Below are 19,466 nucleotides of genomic sequence, written 5' to 3'. Positions count from 1 at the left end.
GCTACCAATATACTGTAAGTCCCCAAATAGGTGGATAAATAGTTTCTGTGGCTAGACGGGTTATTTTAATCGTGCTGGCACGTTTTGAAGGCTCTTCTTTAGGCGCTTCATCAGAGACACCTAGGGCACGTTGCTCATCAAAGAAGACAAACGGAGCTAAAGCTTTATTACAGCTCCCGCAACGGTCTACTAAAGAACTTGCGCGCTCATTCATTGTGCCGCAAACGTGGCATCTTCTGAAATGGATATGCTCTGTCTCTTGGGTAGCTGGTGTATTTGTCTTCGACATTGGTGGCCTCTCTTACTTCTATTATTCTAGACTTAAGACTATGAACTGCAAAACTTTGACCGCCGTTTTCTAGCTTTAAGATAATCTAATTGAGGCAGAGACTTTTTAGCATGATCAATGACTTGACGCGAAAGCGTAAATCGAACGACAGCGTTTCAAGTCGTGGCGAAGCACGCTTCATACTGAGACGCTGTTTCTATGAGCTATTGTTTAAATAGTTTTAGAGCTATTTTGAGTCAGATTTTACTGCGAGCAGATCTTCATGAAGCTATCCACTTCAAGCGATGCCCCACCAATTAAGAACCCATCCACATGCGGAACTTCTAACAGTTGTTTCGCGTTATCTGGCTTTACACTTCCGCCGTAAAGAAGCTGAAAGTTCGAGAAATTTAAATCAGCCATTTTGTGATAAAGCTTTTCATGAATTTCTTTAACTTGCTCAACAGTAGCTACCTTACCCGTACCGATCGCCCATACTGGCTCGTAAGCCACAACTATGCGTTTTGATTTATCAATACCATTTAAGGCCTGTGTGATTTGTTCAAAACAAACTTTTTCTGTTTCGCCTTTCTCACGCTCGGCTAAAGTTTCACCGATACAAAATACCGGAAGCAAATCTAACTCTTGGCAAAGTTTTACTTTTTTATTTAAAGCTTCATGTGTTTCACCGAAGTACTGACGACGCTCACTGTGGCCAAGAAGGATTGTTTTAGCACCCATCTCTTTAGCAAACACCGCCGAATTTTCTCCGGTAAAAGCCCCTGATTTTTCAGTATGAATATTCTGCGGGCCTGTGAATACAGGAGTATCTTTCATCGCATGAATCACAGAATCTAAAGAAAAGTTTTGCGGAAAAATGAAAATTTCTTTGTGATCCCAAAAATAAGTTTGAGGCACAACCTGTGCGCGAAAAATTTCACAGAACTCTTTCGCCTGCAGAGGGTTTTTTTGTAATTTCCAGTTAGCTGCAAAAATTTTCTTAGACATATATACCTCTTAATTACATTACTTCTGACTGTTTAATCGGTCTTAATATTTCAAGACCTGGAAGTCTTTCACCCTGTAAGTACTCCAAAGATGCCCCACCACCCGTTGAGATGTGAGTCATTTTGTCGGCAAAACCAGAAGCTTCTGCGGCTGCGGCTGAATCACCACCACCTACAATTTTTAAGCCCGGGTTATTAGCTAAAGCTTCTGCTACCGCAAAAGAACCTTTAGCAAAAGCTGGAACTTCAAATACACCCATTGGACCATTCCAGAAAATCGTGCTGGCTTTTTCTAAACACGCACGGAAGTTACGGATAGTTTGTGGACCAATATCTAAAGCCATACGGTCTTCAGGAATTTCAGCGTTTGAAGTTACTTTGATATTTTCAGTATCACCAAAAGATAAAGTCGTTACGTGATCTACCGGTAATAAAATAGTTTTATTACGAGCTTCCACACGCTGGATCATTTCTTTAGCGTATTTTACCTTATCAGCTTCAACTAAAGATTTACCTACTGGAATATCCATAGCTTTTAAGAATGTGTAAGCCATAGCTCCACCGATTACGAAGCCATCACAGATATCCATTAATTTTTCGATCACTGGAATTTTATCAGAAACTTTCGCACCACCAAGAACGGCGATGTAAGGTTTTTTAGGCGATTCAAATAAACCGTCTAACATTTTGATTTCTTTTTCGATTAATAAACCAATCCCTTTTTGCTTCATCACTGAAGGGAAAGCATGAATAGAAGCGTGCGCACGGTGTGAGGCACCGAAAGCATCATTAATGTAGATGTCTGTGTAAGACGCCCATTGTTGCGCTAATTCAATTTTGTTTTCAGTTTCACGTTCGTCAAAACGTAAGTTTTCTAAACAGATGATTTGTTTTTTCATCGGAGCCGATAAGAAGTGTTTAACACCTTCTGAATCTGGCTCGTCCATTAACACAACTTCAACGTCTAATAATTCACCTAGTCTTTTTGCAACTGGTTCCATTGAATATTGCTTATCATCTTTAGATTTAGGACGACCTAAGTGCGAAGCCACGATTAATTTAGCGCCTTTTTCAAGAGCGTAATTAATTGTCGGAAGCGCAGCTTTAATACGAGTTTCATCTGTGATTTTGTTAGTTTTTTTATCTAACGGTACGTTTAAATCTAAACGTAAAAATACAGTTTTACCTGCTAATTCAAAATCACGGATTGTTTTAATACCTTTTAAACCTTGAGACATTTTAACAACCTTATTTCGACATCATGTAAAGAGCCATATCAACCATACGGTTAGAGAAGCCCGTTTCGTTATCGTACCAAGAAAGAACTTTAGCTAACTTGTTACCGCTGCCCGCGATAACCATAGTTGTTTTTGCATCTACGATTGAAGAGTTTTTGTTACCGTTAAAATCGATAGATACTAATTCTTTTTCTTCAACAGCTAATACGCCTTTTAAAGGACCATTAGCAGCTGCACGTAAAGCATCGTTGATCGCTTGTGCTGACATTTCTTTTTTAGCGTTGAAAGTAAAATCAACTACTGAAACGTTCGGCGTTGGAACGCGAACCGAGATACCGTCAATTTTACCTTTTAAGTGAGGTAAAACTAAACCTACCGCTTTAGCTGCGCCAGTTGTTGTAGGAATCATAGATACAGCCGCAGAACGAGCGCGACGTAAATCTTTGTGCGAAGAATCTAAGATACGTTGGTCATTAGTGTACGAGTGAATTGTCATCATTGTGCCTGACTCAACACCGAATGATTCATCTAAAACTTTTACTAACGGAGCTAAGCAGTTCGTTGTGCAAGATGCGTTTGATACGAATGTGTGTTTAGCAGCATCGTATTGAGTATGGTTAAGACCGTAAACTACAGTTAAATCAACACCGTCTGCAGGAGCAGAGATCATAACCTTTTTCGCACCAGCTGTGATGTGCTTCTGATAATCATCTTTACCTTTAAGAGCACCAGTACATTCCATCACTAATTCAACGCCCCAAGCTTTCCAAGGGATTTGCGCTGGATCTTTAGTTTTAGAAACAGGAATTTTTTTACCGTTAACGATGATATTTTCGCCATCGTGAGAAACATCACCTTCAAAAATACCGTGAGCTGAATCGTATTTTAATAAATGAACTAAACCATCTAAATCATCTAATGAATTGATACCTGCGATGTCTAATTTATCAAAAGCCGCTCTGAAAAATACACGACCAATGCGACCAAAACCGTTAATACCTACTTTTACTTTTGACATATTCTTGTCTCCTACTTTTTTCTTCTTTTTAATTAAATTTAATCTTTTTAAACATTTTAGCTGCATTGGCTTGGGTCGCCTTTGCTAACTCTTCAACTGTGACACCTTTTAATTCGGCCACAAGTTTTGCCGTGTGAACCATATACGCTGAAGTATTGGGTTTACCGCGCATCGGAACCGGCGCTAAAAACGGCGCATCGGTTTCAACATGAATACGATCTAACGGAACCACATCACGCACAATCGCACGTAATGAATCTGCGTTTTTAAAAGTAACAACACCTGAAATTGAAATATTAAATCCCAACGCTAAAGCTTCGCGAGCTAACCATTCAGTGCCGGTAAAACAGTGAATAACACCAGTCACTTTACCTTGAAACTCTTTTAAAATTTCAATCGTGTCAGGTTCGGCATCGCGTGTGTGAATTTCAACCGGAAGACCTACTTCTTGAGCGATCTTTAATTGCTCACGAAACGCATACATCTGTTCGGCTTTTGGAGATTGGTTGTAGTAATAATCTAAACCAATTTCACCGATCGCCACCACTTCAGGTTTAGAAGCATTTTCGCGTAAAAACTTACCCACTTCGTCAGTGTACTTAACACCCTCGTGCGGATGAACGCCGATCGTGCAATAAACAGCTGGGTAATATTTTTGTGCTAACTCTAAAACAATCGGCAGATCTTCTGGCTCAGTGCCGATCGTAATTAATTTTTTAACGCCATTGTCTTGCGCTAATTTTAAAGCGGCCTCGGGGCCACCTTCTAAACGGTCTAGATGTGTGTGGATATCAATCCAATCAAATTGACTAAGCTCTTGCATGTTTCACCCACAGTGACTCAAACAAAAGAGTCATATCTAGTTTATCAATATCTTGCATGGCTTGTAAGAGAGCTGATGAAAAATCGTAAAGTTTTTCAGCCGGAATAAAGTCTAATTTGATTAATGTAGTAATTTGATCTGAGTTTAAAATTTGCTCGCGAGCGCCCTGCATAAGCACAATCAGATCACGAGTAAACGTGTACCAGTTTTTTAAAACAGCCCCCGCCGAAGCGCGGTCTTTCACGTACTCTTTGATATCTGTTTCTAAAATAAAATTTTTGTTCGACCAGAAGTGTTCGAAAAAACCTAAATCAGAGTTTCTGCGCTCTAGTGTTTCACCTTCAGAAAAGTCTAATAACTTACCCGCTTGCCCGCGTGAAGATTTATACATCCAGCTTGATAGACCTGGATTAATACGTTGCAAGTTGTGTAACGTTAAAGCTTTAAAAGAAATAATTTGAGAACGTGAACGAATCGTTGGCATTAATAAGCGCACATCCGTTGTCGTTAGAATAAAATAAACGTCCTGAGGTGGCTCTTCTAATGTCTTAAGTAAAGCATTTGAAGCCTGTGGATTCATTTGATTCGCATGATCGATAATGATCACACGTTTTTGTGAATCGCTGGCTAAAGATAAAAAATCTAAGATCTCGCGCACTTGTGAAATTTTAATTTGTAAACCGTCTGGGCTTACAAGACGCACACTTTCAGATTGATTTTTTTCAACACGGATACAAGCTCCGCAATGACCACAAGCCTTAGCACTCACTGGTTCTTCACACACTAAGCTTTGTGCAAGAGCGACAGCTAGCTTCATCTTGCCAATACCGGCAGGACCTGAAAACACCATCGCATGTGGCAATGATTTATTTTCAATCGCCGCTTCAAGCATGTGTTTTTGCTCTTCGTGGCCAATCACTTGCTGAATTAACGAAGCCATTTTTTCTCCGTTAATTTGGCAATCAGTTGGTTATATAATTCTTCAGGTGTAAGGGCTGCATTTAACACGAGCCAATTTTCTGAATCTGCATGCGCTTGATCTAAAAATCCTTGGCGAACTTTTTCGTGAAATGAATCCGCTTCAGCTTCGATACGATCTTCGGCCACCGCCGTTGTATTTTCACGGTGCGATCGGCGCTTTTTTGACTCTTCAACAGATAAATCTAAAAGAACTGTAAGATGTGGTTTTAATAAGCTTGTCGAAAAATCATTCAACCAGCGAACTTGGTCTAAAGAAATTCCGCGACCGCCACCTTGAAAGGCAATCGAACTTGCCGAGAAACGGTCACATAAAACCCATTTCTTTTGCGCAAGTGCTGGACGAATCACAAGGTCTACATGCTGGGCACGGCTAGCTTGATAGAGAAGTAACTCAGTCCGTGCTGATGGCGGTTCGGCTTGTTTTTTTAAAATAATTTCGCGGATTTCATCACCGACAGTAGTGCCACCCGGCTCGCGGGTCATAATCAGATCTTGTCCTGTGTTTTTTAAATGAGCTTCGAGCCTCTTCATCAAAGAGGATTTCCCCGACCCATCTAAACCTTCAAAGACCACAAAAAACATCCACTTAGATATGCTCCAAACCTGCGGCTTTGTCACCTTTAAACGCTGCGTAAAGAGAACCCTTGCTGGACTGAATTATGTTGATTCGATAAGTTAACGGTTTGTTTATCTGACAAACTTGAAGGAGCCATCCATGATTACATTTTTAGCCACTGTTCACATCTTAGCGTGCTTAGCCCTAATCGGATTAGTTTTAGTGCAAGACTCAAAAGGTGGCGGCGTATTTACTTCTCAAAGCTCTTCAAACTCAGTTTTAGGCGCTACAGGAGCTACAACATTAGCAGCTACAATGACTAAAGTTGTATCAGTTATCCTTGTGATCACTTGTATCGGCTTAGCGATGTTATCTTCACGTACACAATCTTCAGTAGTTGATTCTGCTGTTATTCCAACAACTCCTATGAATGCAGCGGCAGCAGTTTCTGAAACAACTGAAGTTCCACCTCCGCCAGCATCTGCAACACAAACTAAGTAATTTTAGTTTATTACAGGCATGAAAAACCGAGTCGTTATCGGACTCATCATCATAGGCATTGCTCTCATTATGGTTTCGGTGTTTGTTCCAACCCGAAACCTTGATCTTTTAGCTTCTAAAGAAATCGCAAAAATCACAGAAATTAATTCCGACACCCCAACCGGAGTGATCACCCGTGGTCTTGACCAGTACGATGATATTCCGGCGAAAAGAGGCTTAAAAATCCGTCACTTGGATTTAATTAAAACAGCATCTTTGTCTGATGTACTGATCACTTTCAGTCAAACTGGTGGCGAATTACGTGTTTTAGAAAATTCTGAAATCTTAGTTGAACAAACCGATGATAAAACAACGCTTGTGACTGTTCGTTCGGGTGATGTGTTTATCGAACGCTTTGGCAAAGAACCTTCGTTCTGGGTTCGTAAAGAAGGCCGCCAGCTAACAGCGATGGATTACGCTTTATCGAATGAAAAAAATGTCGAAAGCCTGCGCCAAAAAGGTTTAAAAACTTCATTGCCTGAAGACGTTTTACCGCAATCGAAAATTGAAGAGATCTTAGCTTCGAAAAAATCTGATTTTTTCAGATGTTATGGTCAGCTGATTCAAAAAACTGAACAAGCTCACGGCCAGGTTTTAATTTCGTTTGAAATTTCTCCGATTGGCAAAGTGACTAAGGTTGAAATCAACCGTTCTGATATTCAAGATAAATCTTTTAAAGCGTGCTTGTCAGAAGTTGTGGCGCGCACGGTATTTCCGAAGTTTTCAGGCTCTGCGATTACGACTGTGTTCCCTCTTAAATTCGACTAAGCAATTAAAAAAAATCGTTTAGATAATTGACGTCAGTTTTTACCCACGGTTCAAATAAACCGTCTAATTGGTAAACGTGACCGTTTTGCACGATCTTCTCTCTTAACGGTTCAAACTTCGGTGACCACGATAAAGAGATTTTCTTTTTCTCGATCAAGTAGTTCTTAATCATTTCAAACGACGACAAGCCGATCACACGACGACGAATCAGATCTTCAAAACCGCGCACTAACTGTGTTGTTGAGTAGTTGTATTTTTCTTCTAGCGCCTGAAGCACAACACCTAGTTCTTCGAGTGATAAACGCTGATCTTGCACTAAATCTAAAGCCACTTGAAAAGTGTCGTAAGTAGCGAGCGTTCGGCGCCCGAATTTATTGTAATAATCAGGATCAGTGTCAGTCGCTAAGTTGATATAAATTTTCTCAACCGGATCTTGAATTGGCACTAACGATTGTAATTTTAAAATCTCTTCGATTTGTGCGTTTGAGATACCAAGATCTTCTAATAATCTTTCTAACACCATCGGTGTGTGACGGCGGGCGCAGATATCCGAGAATAAATTATAAATGATCGCATCTGATTCTGAGTCATCACCAAAACAAATCATGCGCACGTCAGTGTTTAAGTGACAGCGAAGCTGCATCAGTGCTTGCACCTTATAGCCTACTTGTTTTTTTAAGAATAATAAGCGTGAGGGCGTTAAGTTTCTTAAGTTGTCTTTATAAAACATGCCTAACGGCGCGATTTCATCTAAGACAAACTTTTCTGTGATCTTAGATTCCATTTGCGGAGGCGATGCGGACACGAAAAACAGTGGAAAGTCAGATTCAGTAAAGTGCTTTTTACGAGTTCTTGAGATACTTTTTAAAAGCTCTGAAGCTCCAGGCACGTTCTTCTTCGTTAAAGATTTTTCAAAAATTGTGCGAAAAAGACCCTTTAATGAGTCAATCGAGGTATCTAAGTACGTCTTATCCAGATCCCATACATAGACTTCTGAGTGCTGAGAAAAATCATAACCTTGCCTGTAGTTGAAATAAACCACATCTAAGTTAATTTCTGCCGTATTTTTCCAGCTTTTCATGCTTTTTATTATGCAATAATTCGCTCAGAGATTTAAGGGCTTTATTGCCAAAAATCCAAAAATGATTTAGCACCTAGACCATGGGTCTAGATCAGTTTTTACTTAAAGCTAAAGAATTAGGGTTTTCGGCTACGGTTGAGCCGTGGATTGAAGCTAAAAAAGTAAAAGCTTCTGATCTGGTGTTTTTATCCCCCCTTAAATCTGACCTGCAATGGCAGTTGTTATTTAAGGCTGTTGGTCAATTAATCGAAGCCCGGACTTCGTATACCGATTCCTTAAAAAACTTAGAATTAATCAGTGATCTTATTTTAATGGGTCACGAAGAAACTTTATTTGAACAATCCCATGACTTTAGCAAATGGTCGGTGCACTTACGCGCGTTACGCTACCCGGCCACAACAAAACGTGATGATGAATTAAAAGAACGTTTAGAAAAACTTCCGTGGCCGTATGGTTCAAAAACTAAATTTGAACGTCGTGGTGATCGTGCTGGTATTGAACTTAAAATGTTTATCACTTCAGAAGCTGATTTGATTAAAGCGATTTCTTCTTTAGAACGCGTGAAGGAGCAAATCAGTGGCAAATAGTACGCTTCCGGTATTTAAAAAGATCTACATCGACCAATGCTCAGAAAATTCTGAAGTAGCCGCACGTGTACGTTCACTTTACCCTGCTGAAATTATCGAAGTGGTTGAAGCTGGATTTTTGAGCCAACAACGTGGTCCGATGACTGCTGAAGAATTTAATTTATCAAAGCAGACATTACTTTTAACTGAATTCAAGGGTCAGTTCTTTAAGCGCTGCCCGGGGGCTACGCAGAAGAAAACTTTAACGTGCTGTAATTATCACGTTTTAAATTTAGGTAGCCAGTGCAATATGAATTGCAGCTACTGCTATTTACAAAGCTACTTAAATACGAAGATGTCTTTAATCTATACGAACATTGATCAGGCTTTAGATGAACTTAAAGCCATGATCGCTGAATTTCCAAACCACCCGTTTCGCGTAGGCACCGGCGAAATTATCGATTCACTCTCTTTAGATGAAATCACTTTATATTCGCGTAAGCTGATCGAGTTCTTCAAACAATACCCGAAATGGGTTTTAGAATTTAAAACAAAATCAGCTAAAGTAGATCAGTTTTTAGATTTAAAAGGCGCTGATAATATCGTTGTGAGCTGGTCGATTAATCCACCGTATGTGATTGATCGCGAAGAACACGGCACGGCCCGTTTTCATGAGCGCATTGCGGCGGCTAAAAAATGCCGTGATCAAGGTTACAAATTAGCTTTTCATATTGATCCGATGATTTATCACCCTGAATGGAAAGAAAATTACGGCTTTTTAGTTGATGAAATCACCCGTGAATTTACACCAGAAGAAGTTCAAATTATTTCAATCGGTACTTTACGTTATCAACCCGAGCAGCGCCACATGATGCGTGATCGCTTCGGTGTGAACTCGTTAGTGGTGGGTGCTGAGATGTTCCCGTCTGAAGGAAATAAGTTACGCTACGATGCAACTTTACGTGGTGAAATGTTATCGTTCGTTTTTAAACGCTTAAAATCTAAAAATGAAAAATGGAATGCGTTTTTCTGTATGGAAACACCAGAAACTTGGATCTCGGCTTTAGAAAAAGTACCGATGCAAATTCCTGAACTTAAAGATATGTTTAAGCCACTTCCAACGGTGCCAGGTCCTGTTTCTTAGCGCACCGCCTACAAAAGGTACGGCCTACCTTTTATTTTGCAGCCTTGATGCTGTAATCCACATTCAGATATTCCATAATCCAGTCGCCTTGTTGAGCGTCTTTATCTTCTAAGAAAGTGCCGCGCACTAATGGCAAATAGAAGCGCGTGTTTGTCGAAGCTAAAGTTTTACCCTGTGGTTCAACGACTTGCCATACGCCTTCACGGATTTCAACTTCGTTCCAGGCATGTCCACCCGCTGACGTTTCTGAAAGGTGAAAGCCCACGATAATACGTGTTGGAATTTTCATCGCACGAGCAATCGCTGTGAAGATAACGGCATAGTGCTGGCAAACACCCTTACCACGATTTAAAGCCTCTTCGGTCGTTAATGGACGAACCACGTTGTTACTTACCATGCTGTGGTCATAAACGTAATATTTAGAAAGATAGTCCAAAATCATTTGCACTTGCGCTTCGCGGTTTGTGGGCTCAGCCGCCAAAATGGCTTTTGCGGCTTTTTGAATTAAGGGTAATTCAGTCTGAATAGTGCTGTTTGAAACTAAATCTTTAGCCGTTGTTGTTCCGCTGATTGTTGGAATTTCTTTTTCAGTTAAAATAACTGACTTTCTTCCGTCAGCCGTTGTCGTCTCTTGCGATTTTGTCCAGTACGCAGCGAAATGCTCATAAGCCGGAAGTTTATTTCCTGATAACTCGATAGAGTTATTTGTTATGAAATATTCTGCTGGTAAATCGACTTCAACAGTTTGTTCTAAATCTTGATGACTACCTAAAGCTTGTTGTTGCCAAAGAGTTTGTGGTACTGTCCATGTGACTTGACCGTTAGCTTCAGAATACTTCACGCCGGCTTTGTCGTCTTGGCCGACTTCAAAATCCATTTTGAAATTGTCATTTTTGATAGCCACTTTTGTAACTTTGAAATTTAAGTCTAAACCAAATTTTTTCTTTTGTGTTTGCGACTGCTCAATCACTTTAGACTGAAATACACCAAGACCATCGCTGAATGAATAACTGTTGTCATAAGCTTCAGCGCTATCATTGTCAGTTATAAATGAAGCTAATTTGCTGCCTTCAGGAAGAGTAAAGTCTTCTTTTTTTGAATCTGATTCGCCATCAACGTAATAATTTGATTTCGAATACGTGTAGTTCACATCACTTTTCTTTTTAATCGTGGCAAAAGTAGTTTGCGTTTTTCTTAATTCACATTTTTCGTTAATCATGAATTGTTGCTCTAACGAAGAAGCCGTGTCTACCGTAGTTAATTCATAGCTTACTTGAAGATTCATTGGATCTTTAGAATCTTTGCTGTTCAGAGATAGTTCATAACTGAATGATTGCTTGTAATCTTGTGTGGCATTAGTGTAAGCCACTTCAAGAGATTTTGTGTTGTCTTTAAGCTGAGCCAATGAATATTCGGTTTCAGTTTGTTGATTTAGAATAGCATTAGCAAAAGAAACTTGGGTTGAAAGCTCGTTTACATTTTCAAAACCCATTCTTTTATAAACCATAATTTGGCGAATTTTCTGTTCGCACGTCGTCGTAGTTTCTGAAAGGTTGGATACTTTCGTAAACGGACTTGCCGGAGCTGGCTTATGATCTTTTTTAGGAGGCTGACAGCCTACGAATAAGACTGTCAAAACAGTAGCCAGTAACGGACGCAAAAGGCCGACATTTTCACCTAAAAAGCTCATTAAAACACCTTTAGTTACTTAGGGTTAAGATTCTTTTTAGGTTATCCAATTTAGATGCCACTAGAGGCTGTTTGCAATACCTAAAGCGCAGATTGCGGCATTCCTAGCTTGCGTGTTTGTCTGATCGACTTTCTCTAAGATGTTTTCTAACTGCATAACGATCTCACCGCGCACTTTAGCACAGGCCTCTGGCGTTTCTTTGCAATTAAACATATTAGCACCTAATGCACTTTTCTGTGAATACACGCGACCTTGAGCAGCGTCTAAGCTATAAGCTTTGCGACCATCTAACATTAAGACCATTGAGTTCTGGCTTTTTGAAAGTAACTCTAAATTAAAACCGGCTACTCCGAAGAAATTGATTTTCACTGTTTTATCGTGAACTAATCCAGAAATAGTAAATTCAATTTTTTCACGAGACGAATTACACGCTGGGCTTGCAAAAGCTGATGATGAAACGACAAAACTGGCTAAAATTAAAAATTTAAAAAACGACATTTTCTTTTTCCTTTTTTACTTACTTAAATTACACATTGATTCTAGCGACTCATTACGCGTTGGCTTCATGATATTTTCTTTAGCGTAATTATCACTCCAGATTTTTACCGCTTCAGGAGCAATTTTTTCAGGCGTATTTAGATAAGCTTGGCGCATATCTTTTGATTGAATACCACGGCTTCTATCGATTAATAACGGAACGAATTCAACACCGCGGATTTCTAATTTTTCACCTGGGTGCGCTGTTAATGATAAGCTCACCATTAATGATGTGCGTTTTTCAATCGCTGCTTGGCCAGCTACGAAGTTACCTGTTGAATAAGCAATAAATCCTTCACGGCCGGATTTCGTTGTGTATTTCTCCCAAGGCTGTACAACATGAGGGTGTGTTCCGATCACTGCGACAGCGCCAGCCTCAAGCATTTCACGGCCAAGTTTTGATTGTTGCGAATTATGTTGTAGCTGGTATTCAGCACCCCAGTGTGGAGTTACGATAACCGCATCAATTGATGGATCTTTAGCAAGATCGCTGATTGTCTTTAACACTAGAGCTTTTTGATCAAAGCATAAAAGAACTTGTTTTAATTTATCACGACGACCATTGGTTTCATAAGTACAAGCTAGCCACGCAATACGGCGATTTTTTGTTTCGGTCACCGTATACCACTTTTCATCAGAGCCAAAAGCTGCTGTTTTTGTACCTGTGTATGGAAGACCAACATCTTGTAAGGCTTGAATTGTTTTATCAACACCGATGGATTCGCGGTCAAAAGAATGGTTGTTTGCCGTTGATACAACATCAAAACCAGAATCTTTAATATCAGCCACTAAGTTACCATGATAATTAAATGCCGGATAACCGCTATAAACGGCTTTATCAAAAACAAAACCTGGATCTGCACTTTCTTTTCCGCCGCGAACTATCCCTTCAGCCACCGTTCCCTCAAGGTTTGCGTAGGCAATATCAGCTTCATTAAAGATGGGAATCAAAGAAGGCCATAAACTTTTAAAACCTAATTTGCTTTGCGAGGCCTGGATCTGTAAACGATCATGCATTAACAAATCACCAACTCCCACAACACGGATATCATCGCCCGAAGAACAACCCTGTTTGAATTTAAGAACTTCGGCCGAGAAAGCAGAAGCGGTCACAAATTGAACGGCTAAAAATAGGCTTACAAGTTTCTGTGTTTTCATAGGATCTAAAATAAGTGATTTAGAGCCTGTTTTAAACTGTAATGATTCTCACAGTGGTAAAGATTACCTGTCAAAAAAGTTGACGCTAGAAAGTTGTTAAAATGTTTCTACCGTGACATTTCCCCGTCAGAGACAATTTTACGCTTAACGGGCCAGTACTTAAACCAGTTCTATTTTTCGTTTAACTCGTAATCTTCTCTTAAAAAAGTCATACGCAATGGATGTTGTTCCCAAATTTCTTTATCGGCAAAGAACTTATAGACTGGAGTATCTTCCTGCAAGTGGCTGGTTTGGATAGCCTCGAACCAATCTTCAAGTCTTATATTCATGGCTCTTAGAATAAGTATTTGAACTTTGGCAGCATCTTCTAGTTTTTGCGATCTAATTGCAGTTCTGATAAAGTCAGGAATTGTATCCATAAATAAATGATTTGGTTCCTGATATTTATTATAATTATCTCTCGCGGCTCCACCTAAAATCTTAAAATAATTCTCGAAATTATTTAATAAGTGGGTCAACATCTTGTTAACTTCATCCTTAGGCATGGATTTTAAGTAATCGCTTACTTCTGTTAAAGTTAATTGACTTAAATTTTGTCTCTTGGGGAGCAAAATAAATTTTTGTATCTCTGACCGCAGCTCACTTCTGAATAAAAATAAGCCCTCAAATACAAAAAACTCTCTCAGCTTTTGAGACTTAAAACTGTGATTGGGCTGTAGGTTTTTTTGAGAAATATATTGCTTGAACATCTTCATATACTGCGGATCTTCTACAAAACTCGTGAAGTGAGCCAGATCATGTTCAAATAGTTTGATCGTCATGGGAAACTTTCCATCGCTAATCATTTGGTAATAAAATTTCTCACTGACAATCTTTGAAAATTCGGCTCCTTTAGGAAGACTTTCGCCAACAGGTAAATACCCAAAACTTTCCGAATTAAAACTAATAACAAACTCTGGAAGCAGTAAATCAGCGGAGCTTAAAATCCCCTGCTTAACTAAAGAATCCATATGAGTCTTGTATCTGAAAACTATCTCATTGACTGTTGGTACATAATAGCCAAATTCAGGATTTAGTTTAAAACCGAAAATATTTTCTAAAATTCTCGTGTGAGGAATATCTAACTTATAAGATTCACTCAAAATTTTGTCGATCTTAGTAATCTGCTTTTCTCCGTTTAATCTCTTGTACAAATTACTTCGAATTCCATCCGCCCATGTGTACTTAGTTAAAGGCTGGGCAAACAAGTCCACACACATCTGCGCATGACAAATAAAACCGAAGAGTAACATAAATAGAAATAGGACGTGGTGACGATTTTTGATCACCTTTGTTAAAAAATTCATAGCGTGAGTGCACTTAAACGCAAATGGCATATAAATAAAATAATATGCAATTTAACTTCCGAAAGCGAAAGGGGGGGCAGTCTCAAATTGAAACGGCCGCAGGCGACTAGCCTAGTTAATAGTGTTTCTGTTTCTGAAACACTGTTTCGGAAATACTCTTTACATCTTAAAAAGATTGTTTCATCGTAAGGACATGAACGAATTAACCGTACTCTTAAAAACAGAATTTGAAAGCCGTAGAAAGAAAAATTCCCAGTTCTCTCTGCGCGCTTTTTCCCGCTGGTTAGGTTTAAGTCCGGCCCAGGTCTCTCAGATCATGAGTGGCAAACGCACTATCACAACGAAAAGTTTCGCAAAGATTAGCGATAAACTAAGCCTCTCCCCTTTTGAACAAAAAAAATATATGTACGCCACTAAAGGAAAACAACCCAGCCAAGACCAGCAGAAAAAAAAGCTAGCTGAAGATCAGTTTCGCTTAATTGCTGATTGGTATCACATGGCGATTTTAAGTTTAACCCGCGTGAAAGAAGCAAAAAGCGATTCACGTTGGATTGCGCAACAACTGGGTATTACCGTACAGCAAGCCAATGAAGCGATGAGCCGTCTTGTGCGTTTAGGATGTTTACAATTAAAACCTGAATTTAAACAAATCGGTGAACCTTTTGAAGTGACATCAGACATTCCTTCAACAGCGATTCGTAAATACCACCAACAATGTCTGCAACTGGCCAGTGAAAAAATCGAACAGGTTTCATTAGAAAAACGTCAGATTCAATCGTTAAATTTTCCGATGAGTCTTAAGACACTGCCAAAGTTTAAAATATTAATTGATACATTTTTAGATGATGCTTTAACGTTAACTGAAAAATCCGACAAACAGCAGGAAGAAGTTTTTCAGCTTAATGTACAACTCATTCCCGTAACTCAAATTCACAAATAAAAAGGAAAACAGCTATGAAAAAACTTATACTACTTATGATGACATTGTTCGCTTTAGGTTGCGCAACAACTCACCCCGGAAATACAGGCTCTTTTATCGGCGGCCAAAAAGATTTAGGCTTAAATATCAGTGCTTTGCCTGTTGACGATCAAGATGCGGGAAGCGCTTTTCAAATGTTTGAAATCACCATCGAAAATAACAGCGATGACTGGTTACGCATTGATAAATCAACGTTAGTTACCGATCCCGCAGTTTCAAAAGTCAGCGTGGTTGTCGGAAACGATTTAAAATCCTGGGCCGAAGCTATGGCTTTAAAAAAGAATATGGACAACTATAATAAAGATATCGGTATTGCCGCAACGACCGCCGTCGGAACCGGTTTAATGATCGGTGGTGTGGTTAAAGACAACAAGACTGTCGCAAACATTGGAGCAATGACTTATCTTGCTGGGGTCACGTGGGCTGCTGCCGACACGATTTCAAGCTATCGCAGTAATTCCATCGGTGTTAAAAAAGTTCCTGAATCACATATCTATGAATCTTTTGCTGTTCCGGGAAAAATGTTTTTACGCAAATGGATTTTAGTGAATAAACCTTCAGGACTTGTTATGAGTAATTTAGTTTTTCAATTTGAAACTGTATCTGGCGAGAAAGCTTATTATGAAGTTAAATTATAAAGCCCTATTGTTCGTTCTTTTATTTGCAGTAAAAAGCTACGCACAGAATCGCGTGGGTAACGGCGGAGACGTTGTTACCTGCAAAGACAAATCACCGCAAGTTCTTGATCTTTACGAAAGTTCTGCAGAGATTATTACTCCGGCAGAAACAGATTACCAAAAAATTGTTTCTGAACGTCTGGATTTACTGGCTGAAGCCCAAGGAAAACTCGCTGACCAGTACCGCATTAAATTTTCTGGTTTTTTAAATGACAGTGAATTTAAGGCGACTGCCAAATTGACTGATATTAAAGATTCAGAACACCTGGTGTTACCGAAAGGCTGTCGTTTAAAACAAGCGGCTATTCGTAAGAATGCCACTGCTAAAAATGAAAAACTTTTTCTTTTTGATAACGATAATTGGCAAGAAATGGATTCGTTAAATAAAGCAGCGCTAATTATGCATGAAATTATTTACGATCACTTCTATAAACTGGGCGAACGTAATTCGATCAAAGCCAGAAAGGTCAACGCTCTGCTGTTTTCTAAGAATTTTAGTAAAAAACAGTTCTGGGAACTTATTCAAGATTTAAAGATACCGATTTATCCTTAAGCTTGCGCTCTAGCGAAACAAAGCTTCGCATCTTGAGCGACTTAAATAACTACGGATACCTTTCAAAAGGTCAGCATCCAAAAAACGGGTTTGAGATAAGTTCATAATAAATTGTTTGTAACCTTCATGCTGTTGCTCTGAACTTAAGGACGCTTGCAGTAATGGAAGATCCTGCAAATTTGCACTGATCAAACGTGATACTACTGCGGGAATGTATTTTTGATTGTTCATCTTTTCATCCATCTGCAGAACAAGATTTAAAAATAATCTTTTTTCTTGTTCTGGATAGGTAGACCACTCTTGCATGACTTTCTGAAACTCCTGGCTATTTTCGTTAAAACGGTCAGCACTCATTTGCGCGAGAAAATCGACAGGGTTACCCACTCCGGCTAAAATATGTGGTAAATCGCGTACATCATAAACTGGCTTTTCAACTAAAGCTTTAGGCAAAGCATACTTTTTGACTCGTTTTTTAGAGGTAACTTCACTTGAATAATCCTGCCCCGAAAAGTTCTGTAAAGTTTTTTGCAAATACTGAATGCGCTTCACCACTTCAACAACAGTTTGCTTTGGTAGGTATTCTTGCAATGTTTTTTCAAGCTGTTGTAAATTCAAACCATTTAACTGGTCTTTAAATTTTTGCGAAGCTAACGGCAAATATTCAGTTTCTAGAGGATGCTGATACTGAGAAGCCTCATAAAAAGCGCGTGAATGATCAATCGCTATCAATCGTCCATCAGTTCCGATCAAAGCATTACGTAAAGCTTCGTGCTGGCGGTCAATATTCGCGATGATAAAATCAAATAGCACCATATCAGCTAAGCGTGGTGAATTGTATTCTGAATTTTGCGAAGAATTTTGATGCGGATAATATAATTGTAAAGTGTAGTTCTGCCCTTGAATTTCGCGTGAGACTGTTAAAGGAACCATGTTTAATCCTAAAGCGCGGTCTAAGGCATAGGCTGCAAGCTCGTTCTGAGCGGAATGTTTAACACCTGGATCTTCCGATTTAATAACTGCCACGATGTTATTTTCAAAATAGACCAGCCAAGGTTTGGAATCGCCTCCACCTAATAAACCTAATCTTTCTACGGCCGAAGAATGTAAGACCTGTTGTAGTCGATTTTCAAGATCGCGGGCCTCATCGGCTTGTCCAGATTCTAATAAATACCAAAGATCACCTTGAGGGTTATTTACCGAAGACTGAATGGCCTTGGCTGCAACAGAGCCAAGAACTAGCATAACCGTTAGAATAAAGTGAAACATACCCTGGGGTTTCATATTACACCTAAAACACTGCAAGCATGCCAACGTCTCTATAGCGATACCCTGAAATAGAAGACCTTTCACTGTATAGAAGATGCACATAAGACAGAAACTGTTAGGCGTATTTACTGCAGCTAACAGAAGAACAACATTCACTCGAGAAAACGATGGTTATAAAAACTCAAGCTTGTTAGCATAAAATTATGAAAAAACTGGGCGTACTTGTTTCCTGCATTTTTCTTTTAACGAATTTTTCCTGTACTAACAAAAAATCAGAGGCCACATCTTGCTCGGTTGATGCAAAAGAATCAGAATTATTCGTGGCCTTAGCAGCTGCTTCTTCTGAAGTTGATTTTTCTTTTGCTGCCGAAAGATCCGATGGCCGCCGCTTTAAATATCAGCGCGGATCTTCAAGTTTGCTCACTTCTTACGAATCAGCATCAACATCAAAACTTGTTACCGCCGTTATTATTCTTCGCTTAGTCGAACAAGGTCATTTAAGCTTAACTGATCGCCCGCAAGACCACATTAACACTTGGCCAATCACTAACACTGATTCGCTTTTTACCATGACCTTGGCACAACTTCTCAGTTTTACTTCAGGTCTTGAGAGTGAACCTCTTTGTTTGAATGCGGCTGGATCAAATTTCGCCAATTGTGTAACGACTATCGGAACAAGCAATGCAGGTAACGGAGTCACTCCGGGGGCAAAGTTTTATTATGGTGGAGCCCATCTGCAAGTGGCAGGTATGATGGCCATCAAGGCCCGAAACGTTGGTTCTTGGCAGGATATTTTTACTGAATTTAAAATACAGACCGGGCTTTTTCCAACAGGAGCCTATGATTTACCTTCAAGCAGTAATCCCCGCTTAGCCGGTGGCATGCACTGGACCGGTAATGAGTATCTGGATTTTTTAAAAGCTCTAAAGGCCGGTCAGTTATTAAATACGTCTTCAATGAATTTACTTCTGGCTGATCACACGTCGACAGCAACTATAGCTTATTCACCGGCCATGACTGGCTTAAGTGAAGATTGGCATTACGGTTTTGGTTTATGGCATGAATGTCAAAGCGCAGTTTTCAATTGTACTGCAGGTACACGCATTTCAAGCCCCGGCGCTTACGGCGCTTATCCGTATTGGGATCGCAGCCGTAATTATTTCGCCGTTGTTGCACGTCAAGGAAGCCTTGGCACTTATACGAATGGCATAGCTATCGAAAGATCGGTGCGCACGCAAGTTGAAGCTTGGGCGTCCTGTTTGTAGAAAAT

At 39.6% G+C, this 19,466-nt stretch carries 21 protein-coding genes; 8 read left to right on the top strand and 13 right to left on the bottom strand.

All coding sequences use genetic code 11. The features are described 5' to 3' along the window. Position 1 precedes the first annotated feature (1 nt). The 7 genes from ACKWCF_RS04105 to tmk all read right to left on the bottom strand — a co-directional run bounded on the left by ACKWCF_RS04105 (position 2) and on the right by tmk (position 5,917). Positions 2–289: a hypothetical protein gene (locus tag ACKWCF_RS04105; RefSeq protein WP_409479429.1), complete on the bottom strand. Its 288-nt coding sequence runs from the start codon at positions 287–289 to the stop codon at positions 2–4. A 243-nt stretch (positions 290–532) separates the two neighbouring features. After that, a complete protein-coding gene (tpiA, locus tag ACKWCF_RS04100) occupies positions 533–1,276 on the bottom strand; it encodes a triose-phosphate isomerase (protein WP_409479428.1) in 744 nt (247 codons plus the stop codon). 13 nt (positions 1,277–1,289) lie between these two features. After that, on the bottom strand, positions 1,290–2,513 hold the full coding sequence (locus ACKWCF_RS04095; protein WP_409479427.1) for a phosphoglycerate kinase: 1,224 nt from the start codon (positions 2,511–2,513) through the stop codon (positions 1,290–1,292). A 10-nt stretch (positions 2,514–2,523) separates the two neighbouring features. Continuing rightward, positions 2,524–3,531: a type I glyceraldehyde-3-phosphate dehydrogenase gene (gap, locus tag ACKWCF_RS04090; RefSeq protein WP_409479426.1), complete on the bottom strand. Its 1,008-nt coding sequence runs from the start codon at positions 3,529–3,531 to the stop codon at positions 2,524–2,526. Between the two features lie 28 nt (positions 3,532–3,559). Beyond that, entirely contained in the window at positions 3,560–4,354 is a 795-nt protein-coding gene (locus ACKWCF_RS04085) for a TatD family hydrolase (RefSeq protein ID WP_409479425.1), read from the bottom strand. Further along, positions 4,341–5,294, bottom strand: a complete 954-nt coding sequence (locus ACKWCF_RS04080; protein ID WP_409479424.1) for an ATP-binding protein — start codon at positions 5,292–5,294, stop codon at positions 4,341–4,343. The genes ACKWCF_RS04085 and ACKWCF_RS04080 overlap by 14 nt, the downstream gene beginning before the upstream one ends. After that, entirely contained in the window at positions 5,282–5,917 is a 636-nt protein-coding gene (tmk, locus tag ACKWCF_RS04075) for a dTMP kinase (RefSeq protein WP_409479423.1), read from the bottom strand. The genes ACKWCF_RS04080 and tmk overlap by 13 nt, the downstream gene beginning before the upstream one ends. A 133-nt stretch (positions 5,918–6,050) precedes the next feature. On the opposite strand from tmk, the gene secG reads away from it, so the two are divergent. Beyond that, the gene (gene secG, locus ACKWCF_RS04070; RefSeq protein WP_409479422.1) at positions 6,051–6,392 is read left to right on the top strand and encodes a preprotein translocase subunit SecG; all 342 of its coding nucleotides are present in this window, start codon (positions 6,051–6,053) and stop codon (positions 6,390–6,392) included. Between the two features lie 18 nt (positions 6,393–6,410). Further along, positions 6,411–7,199, top strand: coding sequence for an AgmX/PglI C-terminal domain-containing protein (locus tag ACKWCF_RS04065; protein WP_409479421.1), 789 nt, complete (start codon positions 6,411–6,413; stop codon positions 7,197–7,199). Between the two features lie 4 nt (positions 7,200–7,203). Here the strand turns inward: ACKWCF_RS04065 and ACKWCF_RS04060 are convergent, their stop codons facing one another. After that, positions 7,204–8,280 (bottom strand): phosphatase domain-containing protein, encoded by a 1,077-nt coding sequence (locus ACKWCF_RS04060; RefSeq protein ID WP_409479420.1) that lies wholly within the window; start codon positions 8,278–8,280, stop codon positions 7,204–7,206. Positions 8,281–8,360: 80 nt separating this feature from the next. Between ACKWCF_RS04060 and ACKWCF_RS04055 the strand changes: the two genes are divergently transcribed. Continuing rightward, a complete protein-coding gene (locus ACKWCF_RS04055; RefSeq protein ID WP_409479419.1) occupies positions 8,361–8,867 on the top strand; it encodes a hypothetical protein in 507 nt (168 codons plus the stop codon). Beyond that, on the top strand, positions 8,857–9,990 hold the full coding sequence (locus tag ACKWCF_RS04050) for a radical SAM protein (RefSeq protein ID WP_409479418.1): 1,134 nt from the start codon (positions 8,857–8,859) through the stop codon (positions 9,988–9,990). The genes ACKWCF_RS04055 and ACKWCF_RS04050 overlap by 11 nt, the downstream gene beginning before the upstream one ends. 31 nt (positions 9,991–10,021) lie before the next feature. Here the strand turns inward: ACKWCF_RS04050 and ACKWCF_RS04045 are convergent, their stop codons facing one another. The 4 genes from ACKWCF_RS04045 to ACKWCF_RS04030 form a co-directional block, all read right to left on the bottom strand. Continuing rightward, entirely contained in the window at positions 10,022–11,680 is a 1,659-nt protein-coding gene (locus ACKWCF_RS04045) for a transglutaminase-like domain-containing protein (RefSeq protein ID WP_409479417.1), read from the bottom strand. A 60-nt stretch (positions 11,681–11,740) separates the two neighbouring features. Further along, the gene (locus ACKWCF_RS04040; protein ID WP_409479416.1) at positions 11,741–12,178 is read right to left on the bottom strand and encodes a hypothetical protein; all 438 of its coding nucleotides are present in this window, start codon (positions 12,176–12,178) and stop codon (positions 11,741–11,743) included. 15 nt (positions 12,179–12,193) lie between these two features. After that, positions 12,194–13,375: a CapA family protein gene (locus tag ACKWCF_RS04035; RefSeq protein WP_409479415.1), complete on the bottom strand. Its 1,182-nt coding sequence runs from the start codon at positions 13,373–13,375 to the stop codon at positions 12,194–12,196. 170 nt (positions 13,376–13,545) lie between these two features. Then, positions 13,546–14,721 (bottom strand): hypothetical protein, encoded by a 1,176-nt coding sequence (locus ACKWCF_RS04030; protein WP_409479414.1) that lies wholly within the window; start codon positions 14,719–14,721, stop codon positions 13,546–13,548. Positions 14,722–14,914: 193 nt separating this feature from the next. Between ACKWCF_RS04030 and ACKWCF_RS04025 the strand changes: the two genes are divergently transcribed. The 3 genes from ACKWCF_RS04025 to ACKWCF_RS04015 are packed head-to-tail and all read left to right on the top strand — an operon-like array spanning position 14,915 to position 16,930. After that, positions 14,915–15,661: a TIGR02147 family protein gene (locus tag ACKWCF_RS04025; protein ID WP_409479413.1), complete on the top strand. Its 747-nt coding sequence runs from the start codon at positions 14,915–14,917 to the stop codon at positions 15,659–15,661. 14 nt (positions 15,662–15,675) lie between these two features. Further along, positions 15,676–16,338 carry a hypothetical protein gene (locus tag ACKWCF_RS04020; protein ID WP_409479412.1) on the top strand — a complete coding sequence of 221 codons (663 nt, stop codon included), beginning with the start codon at positions 15,676–15,678 and terminating at the stop codon, positions 16,336–16,338. Then, positions 16,322–16,930, top strand: a complete 609-nt coding sequence (locus ACKWCF_RS04015) for a hypothetical protein (protein WP_409479411.1) — start codon at positions 16,322–16,324, stop codon at positions 16,928–16,930. Before ACKWCF_RS04020 ends, ACKWCF_RS04015 begins: the two co-directional genes overlap by 17 nt. A 9-nt stretch (positions 16,931–16,939) precedes the next feature. On the opposite strand, the gene ACKWCF_RS04010 is transcribed toward ACKWCF_RS04015, so the two are convergent. After that, complete coding sequence (locus ACKWCF_RS04010) at positions 16,940–18,211, bottom strand: hypothetical protein (protein WP_409479410.1); 1,272 nt, start codon at positions 18,209–18,211, stop codon at positions 16,940–16,942. Positions 18,212–18,399: 188 nt separating this feature from the next. On the opposite strand from ACKWCF_RS04010, the gene ACKWCF_RS04005 reads away from it, so the two are divergent. Next, complete coding sequence (locus ACKWCF_RS04005; protein ID WP_409479409.1) at positions 18,400–19,461, top strand: serine hydrolase; 1,062 nt, start codon at positions 18,400–18,402, stop codon at positions 19,459–19,461. Positions 19,462–19,466: the final 5 nt, after the last annotated feature.

The sequence above is a fragment of the Pseudobdellovibrio sp. HCB154 genome (assembly GCF_046267985.1).
In the GTDB taxonomy this organism is placed as follows: Bacteria; Bdellovibrionota; Bdellovibrionia; order Bdellovibrionales; family Bdellovibrionaceae; genus Pseudobdellovibrio.
Note: the sequence above shows the minus strand (reverse complement) of the source record. Positions and strands in the feature narration are given on the sequence as shown.

What these genes read in the sequence shown, in the direction of transcription:
- ACKWCF_RS04105 (WP_409479429.1), bottom strand. Translation starts at nt 289, where the DNA reads ATGTCGAAGACAAATACACCAGCTACCCAAGAGACAGAGCATATCCAT.
- tpiA (WP_409479428.1), bottom strand. Translation starts at nt 1,276, where the DNA reads ATGTCTAAGAAAATTTTTGCAGCTAACTGGAAATTACAAAAAAACCCT.
- ACKWCF_RS04095 (WP_409479427.1), bottom strand. Translation starts at nt 2,513, where the DNA reads ATGTCTCAAGGTTTAAAAGGTATTAAAACAATCCGTGATTTTGAATTA.
- gap (WP_409479426.1), bottom strand. Translation starts at nt 3,531, where the DNA reads ATGTCAAAAGTAAAAGTAGGTATTAACGGTTTTGGTCGCATTGGTCGT.
- ACKWCF_RS04085 (WP_409479425.1), bottom strand. Translation starts at nt 4,354, where the DNA reads ATGCAAGAGCTTAGTCAATTTGATTGGATTGATATCCACACACATCTA.
- ACKWCF_RS04080 (WP_409479424.1), bottom strand. Translation starts at nt 5,294, where the DNA reads ATGGCTTCGTTAATTCAGCAAGTGATTGGCCACGAAGAGCAAAAACAC.
- tmk (WP_409479423.1), bottom strand. Translation starts at nt 5,917, where the DNA reads ATGTTTTTTGTGGTCTTTGAAGGTTTAGATGGGTCGGGGAAATCCTCT.
- secG (WP_409479422.1), top strand. Translation starts at nt 6,051, where the DNA reads ATGATTACATTTTTAGCCACTGTTCACATCTTAGCGTGCTTAGCCCTA.
- ACKWCF_RS04065 (WP_409479421.1), top strand. Translation starts at nt 6,411, where the DNA reads ATGAAAAACCGAGTCGTTATCGGACTCATCATCATAGGCATTGCTCTC.
- ACKWCF_RS04060 (WP_409479420.1), bottom strand. Translation starts at nt 8,280, where the DNA reads ATGAAAAGCTGGAAAAATACGGCAGAAATTAACTTAGATGTGGTTTAT.
- ACKWCF_RS04055 (WP_409479419.1), top strand. Translation starts at nt 8,361, where the DNA reads ATGGGTCTAGATCAGTTTTTACTTAAAGCTAAAGAATTAGGGTTTTCG.
- ACKWCF_RS04045 (WP_409479417.1), bottom strand. Translation starts at nt 11,680, where the DNA reads ATGAGCTTTTTAGGTGAAAATGTCGGCCTTTTGCGTCCGTTACTGGCT.
- ACKWCF_RS04040 (WP_409479416.1), bottom strand. Translation starts at nt 12,178, where the DNA reads ATGTCGTTTTTTAAATTTTTAATTTTAGCCAGTTTTGTCGTTTCATCA.
- ACKWCF_RS04035 (WP_409479415.1), bottom strand. Translation starts at nt 13,375, where the DNA reads ATGAAAACACAGAAACTTGTAAGCCTATTTTTAGCCGTTCAATTTGTG.
- ACKWCF_RS04030 (WP_409479414.1), bottom strand. Translation starts at nt 14,721, where the DNA reads ATGAATTTTTTAACAAAGGTGATCAAAAATCGTCACCACGTCCTATTT.
- ACKWCF_RS04025 (WP_409479413.1), top strand. Translation starts at nt 14,915, where the DNA reads ATGAACGAATTAACCGTACTCTTAAAAACAGAATTTGAAAGCCGTAGA.
- ACKWCF_RS04020 (WP_409479412.1), top strand. Translation starts at nt 15,676, where the DNA reads ATGAAAAAACTTATACTACTTATGATGACATTGTTCGCTTTAGGTTGC.
- ACKWCF_RS04015 (WP_409479411.1), top strand. Translation starts at nt 16,322, where the DNA reads ATGAAGTTAAATTATAAAGCCCTATTGTTCGTTCTTTTATTTGCAGTA.
- ACKWCF_RS04010 (WP_409479410.1), bottom strand. Translation starts at nt 18,211, where the DNA reads ATGAAACCCCAGGGTATGTTTCACTTTATTCTAACGGTTATGCTAGTT.
- ACKWCF_RS04005 (WP_409479409.1), top strand. Translation starts at nt 18,400, where the DNA reads ATGAAAAAACTGGGCGTACTTGTTTCCTGCATTTTTCTTTTAACGAAT.